The organism is Psychrobacter sp. BI730 (assembly GCF_013414195.1).
Classification (GTDB): Bacteria; Pseudomonadota; Gammaproteobacteria; order Pseudomonadales; family Moraxellaceae; genus Psychrobacter.
On sequence record NZ_JAATTV010000004.1, the window covers coordinates 115,763 to 131,701 of the forward strand.

The window sequence follows — 15,939 nt, forward strand, 5'->3', positions numbered from 1 at the left end:
TTAACAAAGGCTCATATAACAATGTCTGACGACAATGGCAAAGGTACGCAAGCGGAACGACTGGTACAGTTGCGCCGTGACAAAGGATTTACTGCTGAGCAGCTAGCGCAAGCCATGACAGCCGCTGGTGCAAAAGTGAGCCGTGGTGCTATCTCAAACTGGGAGCGCGGTACCAATGGCATTGTCTCATCCAAGCTGCCTACACTCGCACGTATTTTGGGCTGTAGTGAAGGCTATCTGTTACGCGGCGACCTCAACAATGAGGTTATCTCTATTGATACGGACAAATTAAAATCATCTATAGAGCGCAGTGAATATCAAAAGCTAGATACGATTTCCCACACCCAGTCAGATATTAAAACAACTGATGCTCAGTCCACGAAACCTTTTACTGCTCCTAAAGGCTCAAAAACCAATTCGACAACCAATCCGAAAAACGGTCATGCTATGAACACCATAAAAAAATCTGATAAATTACAAAACGTTTGCTATGACATTCGTGGTCCTCTATTGCAGACTGCGAATAAGATGGAAGCAGAAGGCAAACGCATATTAAAACTAAACGTGGGCAATCCAGCACCTTTTGGTTTAGAAGCCCCGCATGAGATTTTGCGTGATGTCGCTATGAACTTATCTGAGGCAACTGGCTATTCAGACTCGCAAGGGATTTTCTCAGCGCGCAAAGCCATTTTGCAATATTATCAATCAAAGGGATTGCTGTCGGCCGTTGACGTACGTGACGTATATTTGGGCAATGGGGTTTCTGAGCTTATTGTCATGACTATGCAGGCGTTGATGAATGATGGTGATGAAGTCCTGATTCCGATGCCAGACTACCCTCTTTGGACTGCCGCGGCCAACCTCGCTGGCGGTACTGCTGTGCACTATCGCTGTAATGAAGAAGACAACTGGCACCCTGATATTGAAGATATTAAGTCTAAAATCACGAGCAAAACGAAAGGTATCGTGGTTATTAACCCAAATAACCCGACAGGCTCCCTTTATAGCGATGAGTTATTAAAGCAAATTATCGAAGTTGCTAAAGAGCATGATTTAATCATCATGGCTGATGAGATTTACGATCGTATTCTCTATGATGACAATGTACATACCCCAATGAGCACCTTAACTGACGACGTGCTCGTACTCTCTTACAATGGTTTGTCGAAGTCGCATCGTATTGCAGGATTTCGCTCAGGTTGGATGATGGTATCAGGCCGCAAACAGCACGCAGCTGACTTTATTGAAGGCGTAGATATGCTAGCATCCATGCGTCTTTGCTCTAATGTGCAGGGACAGTATGCTATTCAAACAGCGATGGGTGGGCATCAGAGCATGCAAGATCTGACTTCTGAAAAAGGTCGCCTATATAAACAACGTGAGATGGCAGTCTCACGTCTTAATGCTATCAAGGGTATTTCTTGTACCATGCCTCAAGGCGCGTTTTACTGTTTTCCGAAAATGGATCCAGAGGTTTACCCTATCACCGATGATATGGATTTTATGATGGACTTGCTCGTTGAAGAAAACGTATTGATGGTTCAAGGTACTGGGTTTAACTGGGACAGACCCGACCATTTCCGTCTGGTGTTCTTACCTAATTTGCTTGACCTAGAAAATGCGATGGATAGGTTGGACAGATTTTTTGCCAAGAAACGTAAGCAATTTGGTACCGAATAAATCGTCGTACATCATTAAAAAAACGCTTATCGGCATGATGCTGATAAGCGTTTTTTATTGCGTTGAACCTAGTGATTAAAACTCAATTATGATAATTCACTGATGAAAACAGCGCATTAAAAAATGTTGCTCAATACAAGATAACTGATGGCAGACATAGTAGCCGCTGCAGGTAGCGTCACAATCCAAGCCAAACCAATCGGCTTCATAAGCTTCCAGTTCGTATCTCTGTTGACAATACCGATACCTAATACCGCGCCTACTAGCGTGTGAGTACTTGATACAGGCAGACCCATAGTCGATGCGCCCATCACAACCGCCGCCGCCGCCAACTCAGCTGAGAAACCTGAAGCTGGATGCATTTTCGCTAGATTGGTACCAACGGTTTGAATCACTTCTTTACCAATGAACCAAAGACCAACGATTAGTGCCACACCAAAAGTCAGCATGACAGCAGGTGGCACAGCAGCTTCAGTAGCGATACTATTAGTACGGATCACATCCATAATGGCGGCAAAAGGGCCAACGGCATTGGCAATATCGTTTGAACCATGACTAAAGGCAAAAGCTGACGCGGTAAAGACCTGCATCCAGCTAAACATAATGAATGTCGCTTTGGTCAAATCTTCTTTATGCTTACCGCGGATACTCTTGGTATAGATATAAGTCGCTAACCATACTAGCGCCGCTATCATACCCATAATCAAGAAGCCCTGCAGCGTGGTCAGGCCGCTATTAACATTTTTTAGACCTTTAAAGACGACTAGAGAAGTCATCACCGCACCACCTGCGGCAGCAATGATAGGTACCCATTGCTTAAGTGCTTTTAGAGTATCAAGGCTACTACGCTCATTCTCAATATCATAAAGCTTTTTGTAGTAATCAGTTTCTAGGTCTTCAACGACACAATCGTCATCTTTATAGATTTCCTGATCACGTAGCATCGCTGACGTATAGGCCAATTGCTCAGACTCTGTCAAACCATCCAAAAACTCTTTATGGTTTTGCTTTAAGACTTTTTTATTGCCTTTTAGCGTCGCAATATAAGCTTCGGTTTTATCATTATATTCAATGATGTTTTTCTTAATTTGTCCATATAAAAGATAAGACAACACGCCACCTAGTAGCGGCGACAACACCCAAGAAATAGCGATAGTTCCAACCGTTCCCCAGTCTACCGTTGATAGCGCCATGTCCGTACCACCTAACGTGATACCTAAAACGATGGAGCTACCAATCACACCGCCAATAATGGAGTGTGTGGTCGAAACAGGCAGACCTTTTTTGGTCGCAAATAACAGCCAAAATGCTGCTGCAACCAATGCGGAGAGCATGACATAAATGAACTGATTGGGCGTCACTGATAGACCATCTAGATCGACAATGCCGCTTCGAATCGTATCAGTCACCTCCCCGCCTGCAAGGACTGCCCCCGATACTTCAAATATCGCGGCAATACCCAATGCTTGCGGGATAGTCAACGTCCCTGCACCCACCGAAGTACCAAAGGAGTTGGCGACATCGTTACCACCGATATTGAATGCCATAAAGACACCAAAAGCGGTCGCCACAATGAATAGCGTCGTTTGCTGACGCATGGTGTAATCTAAACCCCACCACAAAAAGTAGGAAGTCATCGCAATCAGTAAAATGGCAAAAAATAGATTGATTCTCATAGAGCCAACTGGCTTGACTGACTCTGTAGAACTGCTGCTAATACCCATACGTTAGTACGTCCTGCGTAAGCTGATTAAAATTATATGAGGTTGATAATATTGCGCTGCTACTCACAGTGCTTGTCGCAGCATCTAGTGAAGTAGCAATGGAAAATATATAACATAAGATTAGAAGGCCTTGAACCGACTAGAGCGAAAGGGAAAGCACATCCTTCAACATGTCACAAAGCCGCAAGTGATATTGCCAAATCGTCTGATTACAGCATCTTGCGGCTTATATATTTCTTAGCGATATTTGTGGTACTACTAACAGCTATTGTAACAATTTTTGTCGTAATTATTAAGTTATCTATACTAAATAACCAAAACACGTTGTTTGCTAAATTAAAATTATTATTTAGCAGGAGCTGTTTTGCGCTCTATTATATTAAATATGAGCACATAATGCATGATGATATTGCGAGATTTGTAACTGCGGGTGTATACGGACAAGACCACACTCTGTAAAAGACAGGATGGCTCGAATATGGTTCGAGCCATCCTACTTAGGAAACACGTGGAAAATACAATTATATAAATTTATAAGAGTCCTTAAACTTCAGGCATCTTTGACAACTATTTGCTTTCAGAAAATGCAGACAACTGCTCAATAGCATGATCTAACACGTCTAAACGCGCCTGACGCTTTTCGTTGGTCGCAATAACACACCATGGCGCTGTCGTTGTATCCGTGCGTGCCAGCATATCTGCTGCAGACTGCACATAGTCTGACCATTTATCACGGTTACGCCAGTCATCATCCGTTAGTTTAAATTGCTTATGCGGTGTTTCTTGACGATCTTCAAACCGTTTAAGCTGCTCTTTTTTATCAATCGCTAACCAATACTTGATAACCAACGTTCCTGCTGCTGCCAAGTCCGCCTCGAAACGATTAATTTCATCATATGCTCGTTGCCATTCATTAGGAGACGCAAATCCTTCAATGCGCTCAACCAACACACGCCCATACCAAGTACGATCAAAAATGGCGATACGGCTAATACGATTCGTTTGCTCGTCAGGCAATCTTGTCCAGAAACGCCACAAGTAAGGATGCTGAGTCTCATATAACATCGGCGCGCCAATATTATAGATTTGATACTCGCGAGGATCTAGCGGTGCGACCAATCTTTTGATTGCGCCGCCCTTGCCGGCGGCATCCATCCCTTCAAAGGCAAACACAACATGCCGACCTTGGCGTGCACGTAGCAACTCAGCAAGCCGCGCTTGCTTCTCTGCCAATGCCTCACGATAGTCGGACTTACTGATTTTTTTATCTTTAATAGACGTCAGCTGCTTAGGTATCGACACAGGCTCAAACTGTTTTTGCTTAGTATCTGAGTTAAGTTCCAGTTTCTTGGACTGGGAATCGTTTGCTGATATTTCATTATCATTGTCATCGCTATCTGCCTGACTACTCGCCAGCGCGGTTTGCATAGCATGTAGCACCAAATGACAAAAGTTATCAGCGGCCTCTAACTTATCATCACCATCAATAATGACCCAATCATCCTGTTGACGCAGCAAGGTTGCAGCCACTTCATTAAACTTCTCAATGACTTGTTTATTATTCCAGTCAATTTGATACAAAAACTGCGGATCTGCCTCATCATCCTTTAAGCGACTGTGCAACGTTTCAATATCGACATGAAACCAACATTTTAATAACTTGGTTTGATTGGCACTGAGATCGTTTTCAAATGCTTTTAGCGTGTCTAATTGCTGCTGTAGATAGTCTTGCCACTGAGCGATAGGAAGCGAATTTTTACTTTTTTGACTTTTATCATTTGATAATGCTTCAAGGTTCTCACTATCGGATGTCGCCAGTCGCATGACATTGTATAATAAATCAGCATACCAGTTGCCGAAATATACCATGACATCGCCATGACGCGGCATAGCGCTAGTATGCGCTTGCCAAATGGGTTGATAACTCAATGGCGAATGACCAATGGTTGCCTCAACTTTAAGCAGCCTTGGATCCACCCATTGCCTCAACTGTTTAACGGCGGTACCTTTACCTGCCTGCTCCATTCCATTAACTAGTACTAACAGACCTGTTGGCTTATTGAGGGTCGGAGGCGTTTGCTGGCGAGTGGCTTTTAAAGCATACTGAGCCGTCACCAATGCCAGTCTAAGCGAATCCTCATCCAGTGAAAACTGACTTAAAGGATTAGGCTTTAGACGCTGCTCCACAACTTGCTCGCTAAATTGTGTACTTACCGCTTGTGGTGCTTTTGGTTCAGTAGTATCATTTTTTTGAGACATGATTACACTCGCTATTGTTATTGGGCTGCTTTACTAATGAATGACTTATGGGATAGCTCTCGATAAGATAACTCTCAACATTTTTATCTCATCGCTCATTTTTATCTCATTTAATCATAGCACTGCACCAATTGAGTAAATAATATTGCTGTGTAACAGATTGGTATTTGTATTCTTAATTATTTTCTTTTAAGGTGAACACAATTTTGGGTATAGGGTAGAACAGTTGTTGCAAGCCTTATAACCCTGACTCACAATATTTAAAACAACTATACTTAAATTTGATTACCCTATTTACTTCTACAGGATTCACTGCCATGACCGCTTTAGCTGATTTACAACAGCATTTGACACGTTTTTGGGCGATGCCTTATCACCAAGATGATGAATTAAATGCTAAGCTCAAAGAAGTACAATCATGGCAACAAACACGTCTCCAGCAGACGCATCGCGAGCTATTTGAACAACCTAAAAACCAACTAATGGCAGATTACTTTCTCACTCAGCTATATGGTGGCGAAGAATTCAAGTTATTGGCGGAGCAGTTAGCACGTATCCTGCCAAAAGCGAAAAAGCTAGAACGTCTTGCTAAAGAGTCAGCCCTAGAGGCTGGTAGCATGGGCATCCAAGCAGCGATTTTTGCCATTGAGCTAGATCTGCATTTAGCCCAGTGGTTACTCGCTCAGGATTTACCAGTAAACGAAGAGAATATGCTAACCGCCTACCGTACTGTCGATGAAGAAGACGAGCGCCGAGTTCAGATTGCTAATCTAAAAGACGTCTGTTATCGCACGGACAAACACCTAAACTCGTTTATGCTCAAAAAAGCCTTTGCACTAGCAAAAAGTACAGCCTATCGTCATGGCTACCAGCCGCTTTATGATTTTATTGATACAGGCTTTAAGGCCATGAAACCTCTGAGTAGCGTCAGCGATTTTATTGAGCCGTTCTGCGAGCGTGAACTGTCCATTATCGATCAGGTTCATGATACGGATAATGGCAGTAAGCCGGTAGCGTTTGGTGTATCATAAACTCAATATGTTAAATAGCTAATTGACGCTTACTATTTAACGACTTTCTCCGATAAAGACAATCATAAAAATAAATTCTAGGACAACATGATGACTGATAATGCAAAAGATAGCAGCGCTCCTTCTAATCAAGCCACAACGACTAATGGTCATTTGCAAGACAAACTGGTAAAAGACAGTATTGCTCATAATCAACAGATCAGCGCGCAGATATTACGTAATCAAACCACCAATGTCGTGCCGAGCAAGAATAACAGCGTTGCTAGTGATGACAATAGCGACTTTACTAAAGTTCAAGACCTACCTACTGGAACGCCGCAAGGCCAACAAACCACTATGCCAAACAACGACAAAACGACTCGCACAAATACTTCAGAGCAAACCATAAAACAAACGCTATTCAATCAGCGTGATGATATCAATAATCCGCACACGCCTGAAACAGATGGTAATGAGCAGACGCATTTTGGCTATAAGACCGTCAATAAAGCAGAAAAACAAGCACGTGTGGCTGACGTATTCACTTCTGTTGCCAAAAAATACGACATCATGAATGATTTGATGTCATTTGGTATTCATCGTCTATGGAAGCGCTATGCGATTAGTCTATCAGGCGTGCGTGCTGGTCAGCATGTCCTTGATATCGCTGGTGGTACGGGCGATTTAGCCAAAGTATTTAGCCGTGAAGTCGGTAGAAATGGCCACGTAGTACTATCTGATATTAATGCTGCGATGTTAGAAGTGGGCCGTGAGCGCCTGATCAATGCTGGCTGTAACAACGTTGATTTTGTCTTGGCAAACGCTGAGACATTAGCGCCTTTTGATGACGAAAGCTTCGATTTAGTCACTATTAGCTTTGGTTTGCGTAACGTCACAGACAAAGATGCTGCCCTAAAGTCTATGTATCGCGTCCTAAAGCCAGGCGGTCGTCTCTTGATTTTGGAGTTCTCCAAGCCAGTCTTTGAGCCACTATCTAAAGCCTATGATTTGTATTCATTTACTGCATTGCCAGTGATGGGTAAGCTGATTGCTAATGACGCTGAAAGTTATCAGTACTTGGCTGAGTCAATTCGTATGCACCCTGATCAGCAGACACTTAAGCAGATGATGCAACAAGCTGGGTTTGAGAACTGTGACTATCATAACCTGACTGCTGGTATCGTGGCTGTCCATCGCGGCTTTAAAGCGTAACGCTAAATTACGATTGGCAAGACCATTACGTTTAACAGACCCTATTGAACCTAACACGAACACACGATGCGCTGATGCAGCTAATGCAAAGGCGCTCACTTAACGATGCGAGAGCCTTATGCTGACTGTCCTTCTATTAGCTAGTGCCGAAAAGCTAATTAACATTGCCATTGCTAGTGATGAGATTACCAAAGCAGGTTTAGCGCCGCTTGCAGGTAAGGTGTTACGTCTTAATATGGGACTGCCTGAGATTCATTTAGACATCCTGTTCACTCATGAGCGTTTACGCTTTGAGCCAGTCACGACGGAGAGCGTATTTGAGCCAAGTGGCCAAATGAATGAGCGCCAAAAAGCTAGCATGGAGCGCGCACGTTTTGGTCATAGTCGTCCAGATTGTACCATTACCGTAGATAATGCTGCTCAACTGCTCAATTTGATGCGTGGCGCTGAAGGCAACCTGCCAATTGCTGGTGATTACAAGGTGCTAATGCAGCTCAAACAACTGGTTGCAGGATTTGATCCTGACGTGGCTGGACAGCTTGAACCATTTATTGGTAAACCAATGGCTAGCCAGTTACACCTTCTTATCTCTCAGCTTAAAGGTAGCTGGCGGCATAGTGCCAAACGTGCTTTTGATGAAGTCAGTGATTGGGCCAATGAAGTAGCTGGCAATAGCACACCTGATCCTATCGAGGTGGCTGAAGCAAATGATCTGAAACAGCAACTGTTAAAATTACGTGCTGACGTCGAACGAGAAGAAGCCAAACTTGCTGCTATCAAAGAAGAGCAAGCGCAGTTTCTCAATAACTCGTTTCATCAATAGCCGATTGCATCAATCATAAATGAACGCTATTACCGATGGCAATATTTGTGATTAAGCACAGCGCTTACCCCATTTTCGTCTTTGTTTAGAGTACCTAATCCCATGCTATTATCGCACCGCGCTCGTCTACTTCAGCTTTGGCGTATCGCCGCAATGTATCGCCTTGATACCCATTTTTCTATCGAAGAAGCACCGCAGCTGCAACCTTTGGCGCGATTAATTCGCATGCATCCAGCAGCATGGGGCAAAAAGCACCAACCAAATGCGATTAAATATGCGCTTGAGGACATGGGTACGCTGTTTTTGAAACTTGGCCAGTTACTCTCAACACGTCGCGACTTGGTACCGCCTGAGATTATCGCTCAATTGATTCAGTTGCAGGACAAAGTTAAGCCTTTTGACGCTGATATTGCTGTCGCTCAAATTCAGCACCCTAAACATGGTCTTGGCCAGTCTATTGAAACCTTGTTTGCTCGGTTCGATATCAAACCGTTAGCGGCCGCTTCTATCGCCCAAGTTCATACGGCTGCCCTACATGATGGGCGTGAAGTCGTGGTAAAAGTGGTTCGCCCCGATATTCGCACTGTGATTGTTTCTGACTTTGAACTATTGCGGGAATTGGCAAGTTGGGCATCTGCGCGTATTGAAGCAGCACGTGCCGTTCATATCATCGATATTGTCGAAGACTATCGGCAAGTCATGCTCAACGAGCTAGATTTGACGCTTGAGGCTGATAATACTACTCAAATGCGTAATAACTTCTTGGGTTCAGCATTGATGTATGTGCCTGAAGTTTATGACGCTGCCAAAAACGTGATGGTCATGGAGCGTATCCAAGGTGTCCCTATCTCACAAGTTGAGGTGTTCGATCAGTTAGGCTATGACCGTGCAGCGCTTGCAGAAAAAGGCCTAACGATATTTTTTACCCAGGTCTTCCGCGATAACTTCTTTCATGCTGATATGCACCCAGGCAATGTGTTCGTAGAAACACCACCTGTGCAAACCTTACATGCAGGTATGTCAGCAGTTGATTTAGGTCATGAACCACGCTATATCGGGCTTGATTGCGCCATCATGGGCACTTTATCAAAAAACGATCAGCTCATCGTGGCGCGGATGTTACTTGCCGTGATGAACAATAACTTTACCGCTGTGGTTGATATTGTTAGCCGTGCAGGTTGGATACCACCAAATGCTGATAAGCATGCCCTGATGCGTGATATGAAACGTACCGTCGGTCCTATGCTACAAAAATCAATCGATGATATCGACTTTGCTGGCGTACTGATGCAGATTTTGGACATTGCGCGTAGACACCATATGAGTATCCCGCCGCAGCTGATGCTTCTGCTAAAAACCTTGGTCCATGTGGAAGGACTCGGTCGTGATTTATATCCTGACCTTGATATTTGGTCACTTGCCAAGCCAATTCTAAGCAGTTGGATTAAAGAGCAGTTAGATCCTATGCGTAACCTACAGCAACTGCGCCAACAACTGCCTGAAATGCTCCTATCTACCACTGATATTCCCAAACTATTAGATCAAGGGCTACAAAGCCTTGCCTCACAGGGCTCTCGTCAGGACAGTCAACTGCGGGAAATACAGCAAATTCGCGCTGACATGCTAAACGACCGTCGTCGTGATTGGTTGGCACTTGCAGGGTTTGCTATATTTATCGCTATCGCTACGCAAGTTATCGGCTGGCTATCACCTATATTTTATATACTGGCGGTCTTGGTAGTTGTTTGGCGAATTTTAGCTTAGAAATCAGATTTATTTTTACTCAATCAGTTCAGAAAAATTTTCATAATTTTAGATTTAAACAAAAAAATGCGCCTACTTCTCATCAAAAGCAGGCGCATTTTTTATATTGAATACTGATTACTATAACATCTGATCGATTGCCATCTGTGTCAGTACGCGGCCACGAGCAGTACGCAGCACATAACCTTGTTGAATCAGATATGGCTCAATCACATCTTCAAGCGTACCACGGTCTTCAGCCATCGCTGCTGCCACTGCTTCAACACCAGCCGGACCACCGTCAAAGCGCTCGTGCAATATTTCGATATAGCGTCTGTCTAGATGATCAAGACCACGTCTATCCACTGCCAGCATATCTAGCGCGCTACCTGCAATCGCGCCATTAATACTACCGTCGCCTCTTACCTCGGCATAGTCACGCACACGGCGTAATAGGCGGTTAGCAATCCTTGGTGTACCCCGTGCACGGCGCGCAATCTCTATAGCGCCATCTTCACTCATTGGTACACGCATTAGACGTGCTGCTCGACTGACAATCGTCGTTAGATCAGCGATGTTGTAAAACTCAAGGCGCTGTACAATCCCAAAACGGTCACGTAGTGGTGACGTCAGTAGCCCTGCTCTAGTCGTTGCTGCTACCAAGGTAAACGGTGGCAAATCAAGCTTGATAGAACGCGCAGCAGGCCCTTCGCCAATCATAATATCTAATTGGAAATCTTCCATCGCTGGATAAAGTATCTCTTCAATAACCGAGCTTAGACGGTGAATTTCATCAATAAACAGTACGTCACCCGCTTCTAGATTGGTCAGCATGGCTGCCAAATCTCCTGGGCGCTCAAGCACAGGCCCTGAAGTAGAACGCAGATTACCACCCATCTCACGAGCGATAATATTGGCGAGGGTCGTCTTGCCTAGACCCGGTGGACCAAATATAAGTGTGTGATCTAGCGCTTCGTCACGGCCACGAGCAGCACCGATGAACACTTCCATCTGCTCACGTACCACCGGCTGACCAATATACTCAGCCAATAATGCTGGTCGGATATTGGCATCAGGAGCATCACTTGCGCCTTCTAGCGGATTAATTAAGCGATCTTGCGTCATAGAATTTATCATTATATTAAAAAATTAGTTAACAAATAGCATAACCAAACGCTGCGCATAAGTCATGCAAAACCTCATTAAGCGAGCACTAAAACGAAAATAAGCGACATTCAATGTCGCTTATTACTTTGATACATTATGTGGTTGTCATCGATAGACGGCTAATTAATATGAATTAAAAGCCAGATAGTTGCTGTAAAGTAGCTTTTAACAGACCTTGAGTATCAGCAAAAGTATCTCCTTTACTCTTAGCAGCTTTGATCGCTAGCTGAGCTTCTTTTTCTTTGTATCCCAAGCTAATCAACGCGCCTTCCACTTCAGCGATGATACTGCCTTCGTGAGAAATCGTAGTTTCCTGAGGTGTCAATTCAAACGTACCATTATCAACGTCGATATTATTTAATTTGTCTTTCAGCTCAATTAATAAGCGTTGCGCCGTCTTTTTACCGATGCCTGGGATACGAGTTAATGCCGTCTCCGACTCTTGCTCGACGTGCATCTTTAGCTCAGCTGCTGACATTGCAGACAGCATAGCCAAGGCCATTTTTGCTCCAACACCATTAATTTTAATTAACTGGCGAAAGACATCACGTTCTTTTCGATCGATAAAGCCGTATAGCAACTGGGCATCTTCGCGAACATGGAAATGTGTCCAGATGCTAGCCTGCTCATTGAGCTGTAACTGACAAAATGAAGACAATGGCAGTTCAATATCATAACCCACACCAGAGGTCGTCATGATGCAAGCCGTCGGTGCCATCAAGTACTGCACCTGTCCAGTAATCAATCCAATCATTACTTATGACCTCTTATGTGAGATATTATAAAATCAGCTGCTACTTCGTGATTAACAACTACGTTCTACCACACAGTCTTATTGGTAAAAATTTACCATACCTTCAAGACTGGTTGGGCGAATTTTGTGTGCTTGACCTGCAGAGCCGAACGCTTCAAAACGATTGGTACAGATATCTGACATCGCTACCATAGACGCTTTGAAATATTTGCGTGGATCAAATTCACTTGGATTTTTTGCAAGGAATTCGCGGATAGCACCAGTTGATGCCAGACGTAAATCCGTATCGATGTTTACTTTGCGCACACCATGCTTGATCGCTTCAACGATTTGCTCAACTGGCACGCCATAAGTTTCGCCGATATCACCGCCATTTTCATTAATAACTTTTAGCCATTCTTGTGGCACTGATGAAGAACCATGCATGACCAAATGCGTATTAGGAATACGGGCATGAATCTCTTTTACGCGTTCAATAGACAAGATATCGCCTGTCGGTGGACGTGTGAACTTATAGGCACCATGACTAGTACCGATAGCAATCGCTAACGCATCGACATTGGTATCTTTTACAAACTGCTCAGCTTCATCAGCACTGGTCAAAAGCTGCTCATGATCCAATACGCCTTCAGCGCCAGAGCCATCTTCTTCGCCAGCCATACCAGTTTCAAGACTACCTAGGCAACCGATTTCGCCCTCTACAGAGACGCCGCAAGCATGAGCCATCTTAACAACTTCGCGCGTGACGCTAGCATTGTAATCGTAGTCCATTGGCGTTTTGCCATCTTCACCAAGTGAGCCGTCCATCATCACTGATGAGAAACCTAATTGGATTGAGCGTTGGCAGATAGCTGGCGACATACCATGATCTTGATGCATTACCACTGGGATATGTGGCCATTCTTCAATCGCAGCGATAATCAAATGACGCAAAAATGCTGACCCTGCATAGTTACGTGCGCCTGCACTGGCTTGAACAATAACAGGTGAATCACAAGCATCCGCAGCCATCATGATTGCACGCATTTGCTCTAAGTTATTGACGTTAAAGGCAGGAACACCATAGCTGTGTTCAGCGGCGTGATCTAGAAGTTGACGTAAGGATATTAGGGCCATAAGACGCTCTCTGATTGGATTTTGAATAGTATTTTAAAAAACAGCTTTATAGCAATCATTTCACTGTATATTTGACCATACTGACCGTATATAGGCTAGTAAAGGTCTGAATGATATTGGATATGATTACCACGCGGTGATTATAGCAAAAATTGTTCTGTCTTCGTAGCGGTTGACCGACTATTTGTCAGTCTATACCGTCTCTTGATATCAGTTTAATTTTATAAACTGTAACTTTATAAACTACTATAATGACATACAACGCAAAAAGCCTTGGCAATCACCAAGGCTTTTTTAGTATTTTGAGGCTTATAAAGCAATGACTATTCTTAAAGGTTACATATCAATCGATAGCTTCCCAGTAAATCAGTCATTATAGTGCTTAGTCATCGCGTAGCTTAGTACTGTTGCTCTGCATCAACTGCAACATCATTTGCGCCATCAGCGACAGCGTTAGCGCCATCAGCAACAGCTTCAGCAGTATTTTCAACCGCTGTGTTAGTGCTTTCAGCAATAGCATCGCCAGTGTTTTCTAGAGCGTCTGTCGCAGCTGCACCAGCAGTGTCAGCGCCTTCGGCAACTTCAGTACCAGCGTCTTGAGCAGCAGCTTCAGCTTCAGCAGCAGCAGCTTCTGTTTCAGCGGCAGCAGCATCAGCGTTTGCAGCAGCATCATCGCCAGCAGATTCAACAGCAGCTTCTGTGTTTTCTTCTGTTTGTTGGCTACATGCAGTGATTGCAAAGGTACCAGCAAGTACGCTAGCAAGTAATAAATGACGTTTTAACATAATAAACCTCTCGTAAATAATGCATGTCAAAATACATGGTCGCGCTATTTTATAGAGTGCGAATCAGACATGCAATAATAATTTTCAGTATATAAATAAATAATTACTGCTTAATAATAATCGTTAGCTATTGCACCTACTTATGCTAATAAAAACAAGCAAATCAACAGCCAAAATATTATTTTTACAGACTACCTTAGTTATTTAAAGTTAGTTGTACGTCTAATGTTACTAAGCTACAGAGTATCGTTAACTAATTAGGCATCTATTTGCAGCGCAGCGACAGCTGGAAGTACTTTACCTTCAACAAACTCTAAAAAGGCACCGCCACCCGTTGACATATAGCTCACGCCTTCAGCAACTTGATATTTATCGATAGCTGCTAATGTATCACCGCCGCCCGCGATAGAGAAACCGTCACTGTCTTTTACAGCAGTAGCTAATATCTGTGTGCCTTGCCCGAAAGCATCAACTTCAAAAACACCCACTGGACCATTCCACAAGATAGTTTTTGCATTAATAATAGCATCGGCAAGCTGTTTTGCGCTTTCTGGTGCGATGTCCAATATCATGTCATTGTCACCGATCGCATCAACTGATTTGATCGTTGCGGTGGCTTTTTGCAATGAGCCAGTAAAATCAGCGAAATCGATGTCATTTTTATCAGCGACTACGACGTACTCAGGCAGCAAAATTTCAGTCTTGATCATAATGTCACGTGCAGTATCGAGTAAATCTGCTTCATACAATGAGGCGCCAATACTGTGACCTTGTGCTGCTAAGAAAGTATTAGCAATACCGCCACCAACGATAATCTGTGTGCAAACTTCAGCCAAGCTATGTAGCACTTCTAATTTTGTAGACACTTTTGACCCACCAACGATAGCAAGCATTGGTTGTGCTGGTGTTTCAAGCGCTAGGCTCAAAGCATCAAGTTCGGCGGCTAACAATGGCCCTGCACACACAGTTTTATCTGCTTGACGCATCGCTTGCGTAACACCCTCTGTTGATGCCTGTGCACGGTGCGCTGTACCAAAAGCATCCATCACAAATACATCGCACAAATCAGCGTACTTTTTCGCTAGCGTGGCATCGTTTTTCTTTTCACCGTCATTGAAGCGTACGTTTTCTAATAGAACCACTTCGCCCGATTTTACATTGGCACCTTGGGTAAGGTAATCAGTATTAAGACGTACAGGTGTCGATAGTTGCAAGCTTAATTTTTCCGTCAAATAGTCAGCAACCGGCGCTAATGAATATACAGCTTCAGGATTGCCTTCTGTTGGGCGGCCTAAATGTGAGCAAACAATTACCGCAGCGCCTTTTTCGAGCGCCATCTTGATGGTAGGAAGACTGGCTTGCAAGCGCGCATCGCTCGTGACCTTACCATCTTTAATAGGCACATTTAAATCTTCTCGGATCAACACCACTTCATCCGTTAAGTTCAACTCACTCATACGCAAAAAATTCATCACCTGCTCCTATGTATCAATATATCTGTTAATTTGCGATTACTGTCGTTACTGATAGGACCATTATAGTCAGCTCTATATAAATCAGATTCAGTGCTAAGCTCGATCAATCTACTATTTTGTAGCACTCTCGCTCGCCTGTCTTACAACCACGCTATCTTATAGCCAAGCTATATAGTCATTATCAGCTTTAT

At 43.7% G+C, this 15,939-nt stretch carries 12 protein-coding genes; 5 read left to right on the forward strand and 7 right to left on the reverse strand.

The window, feature by feature from the left end; all coding sequences use genetic code 11:
• Nucleotides 1–21: 21 nt before the first annotated feature.
• A complete protein-coding gene (locus HCZ91_RS04070) occupies nucleotides 22–1,680 on the forward strand; it encodes an aminotransferase class I/II-fold pyridoxal phosphate-dependent enzyme (RefSeq protein ID WP_179798350.1) in 1,659 nt (552 codons plus the stop codon).
• A gap of 116 nt (nucleotides 1,681–1,796) precedes the next feature.
• On the opposite strand, the gene HCZ91_RS04075 is transcribed toward HCZ91_RS04070, so the two are convergent.
• A complete protein-coding gene (locus tag HCZ91_RS04075) occupies nucleotides 1,797–3,404 on the reverse strand; it encodes an inorganic phosphate transporter (protein ID WP_102090468.1) in 1,608 nt (535 codons plus the stop codon).
• Between the two features lie 567 nt (nucleotides 3,405–3,971).
• A complete protein-coding gene (locus HCZ91_RS04080) occupies nucleotides 3,972–5,663 on the reverse strand; it encodes an ATPase (RefSeq protein WP_179798352.1) in 1,692 nt (563 codons plus the stop codon).
• 317 nt (nucleotides 5,664–5,980) lie between these two features.
• Between HCZ91_RS04080 and HCZ91_RS04085 the strand changes: the two genes are divergently transcribed.
• The 4 genes from HCZ91_RS04085 (at nucleotide 5,981) to HCZ91_RS04100 (ending at nucleotide 10,472) form a co-directional block, all read left to right on the forward strand.
• The gene (locus tag HCZ91_RS04085) at nucleotides 5,981–6,694 is read left to right on the forward strand and encodes a hypothetical protein (RefSeq protein ID WP_179798354.1); all 714 of its coding nucleotides are present in this window, start codon (nucleotides 5,981–5,983) and stop codon (nucleotides 6,692–6,694) included.
• A 90-nt stretch (nucleotides 6,695–6,784) separates the two neighbouring features.
• Nucleotides 6,785–7,885 carry a bifunctional demethylmenaquinone methyltransferase/2-methoxy-6-polyprenyl-1,4-benzoquinol methylase UbiE gene (gene ubiE / locus HCZ91_RS04090; protein WP_238051173.1) on the forward strand — a complete coding sequence of 367 codons (1,101 nt, stop codon included), beginning with the start codon at nucleotides 6,785–6,787 and terminating at the stop codon, nucleotides 7,883–7,885.
• A 118-nt stretch (nucleotides 7,886–8,003) separates the two neighbouring features.
• Nucleotides 8,004–8,708: a hypothetical protein gene (locus HCZ91_RS04095; protein WP_179798356.1), complete on the forward strand. Its 705-nt coding sequence runs from the start codon at nucleotides 8,004–8,006 to the stop codon at nucleotides 8,706–8,708.
• Nucleotides 8,709–8,810: 102 nt separating this feature from the next.
• The gene (locus tag HCZ91_RS04100) at nucleotides 8,811–10,472 is read left to right on the forward strand and encodes an AarF/UbiB family protein (protein ID WP_179798358.1); all 1,662 of its coding nucleotides are present in this window, start codon (nucleotides 8,811–8,813) and stop codon (nucleotides 10,470–10,472) included.
• Nucleotides 10,473–10,592: 120 nt separating this feature from the next.
• Here HCZ91_RS04100 and ruvB read toward each other — a convergent pair whose 3' ends face one another.
• The 5 genes from ruvB to HCZ91_RS04125 all read right to left on the reverse strand — a co-directional run bounded on the left by ruvB (nucleotide 10,593) and on the right by HCZ91_RS04125 (nucleotide 15,745).
• Nucleotides 10,593–11,576, reverse strand: coding sequence for a Holliday junction branch migration DNA helicase RuvB (gene ruvB, locus HCZ91_RS04105; RefSeq protein WP_201569780.1), 984 nt, complete (start codon nucleotides 11,574–11,576; stop codon nucleotides 10,593–10,595).
• Nucleotides 11,577–11,751: 175 nt separating this feature from the next.
• Nucleotides 11,752–12,372 carry a Holliday junction branch migration protein RuvA gene (gene ruvA / locus HCZ91_RS04110; RefSeq protein ID WP_179798362.1) on the reverse strand — a complete coding sequence of 207 codons (621 nt, stop codon included), beginning with the start codon at nucleotides 12,370–12,372 and terminating at the stop codon, nucleotides 11,752–11,754.
• Between the two features lie 78 nt (nucleotides 12,373–12,450).
• On the reverse strand, nucleotides 12,451–13,488 hold the full coding sequence (gene fba, locus HCZ91_RS04115; RefSeq protein ID WP_057760953.1) for a class II fructose-bisphosphate aldolase: 1,038 nt from the start codon (nucleotides 13,486–13,488) through the stop codon (nucleotides 12,451–12,453).
• 398 nt (nucleotides 13,489–13,886) lie between these two features.
• Nucleotides 13,887–14,273, reverse strand: a complete 387-nt coding sequence (locus HCZ91_RS04120) for a hypothetical protein (protein ID WP_160020824.1) — start codon at nucleotides 14,271–14,273, stop codon at nucleotides 13,887–13,889.
• A 257-nt stretch (nucleotides 14,274–14,530) separates the two neighbouring features.
• On the reverse strand, nucleotides 14,531–15,745 hold the full coding sequence (locus tag HCZ91_RS04125; RefSeq protein WP_179798364.1) for a phosphoglycerate kinase: 1,215 nt from the start codon (nucleotides 15,743–15,745) through the stop codon (nucleotides 14,531–14,533).
• Between the last annotated feature and the right edge of the window lie 194 nt (nucleotides 15,746–15,939).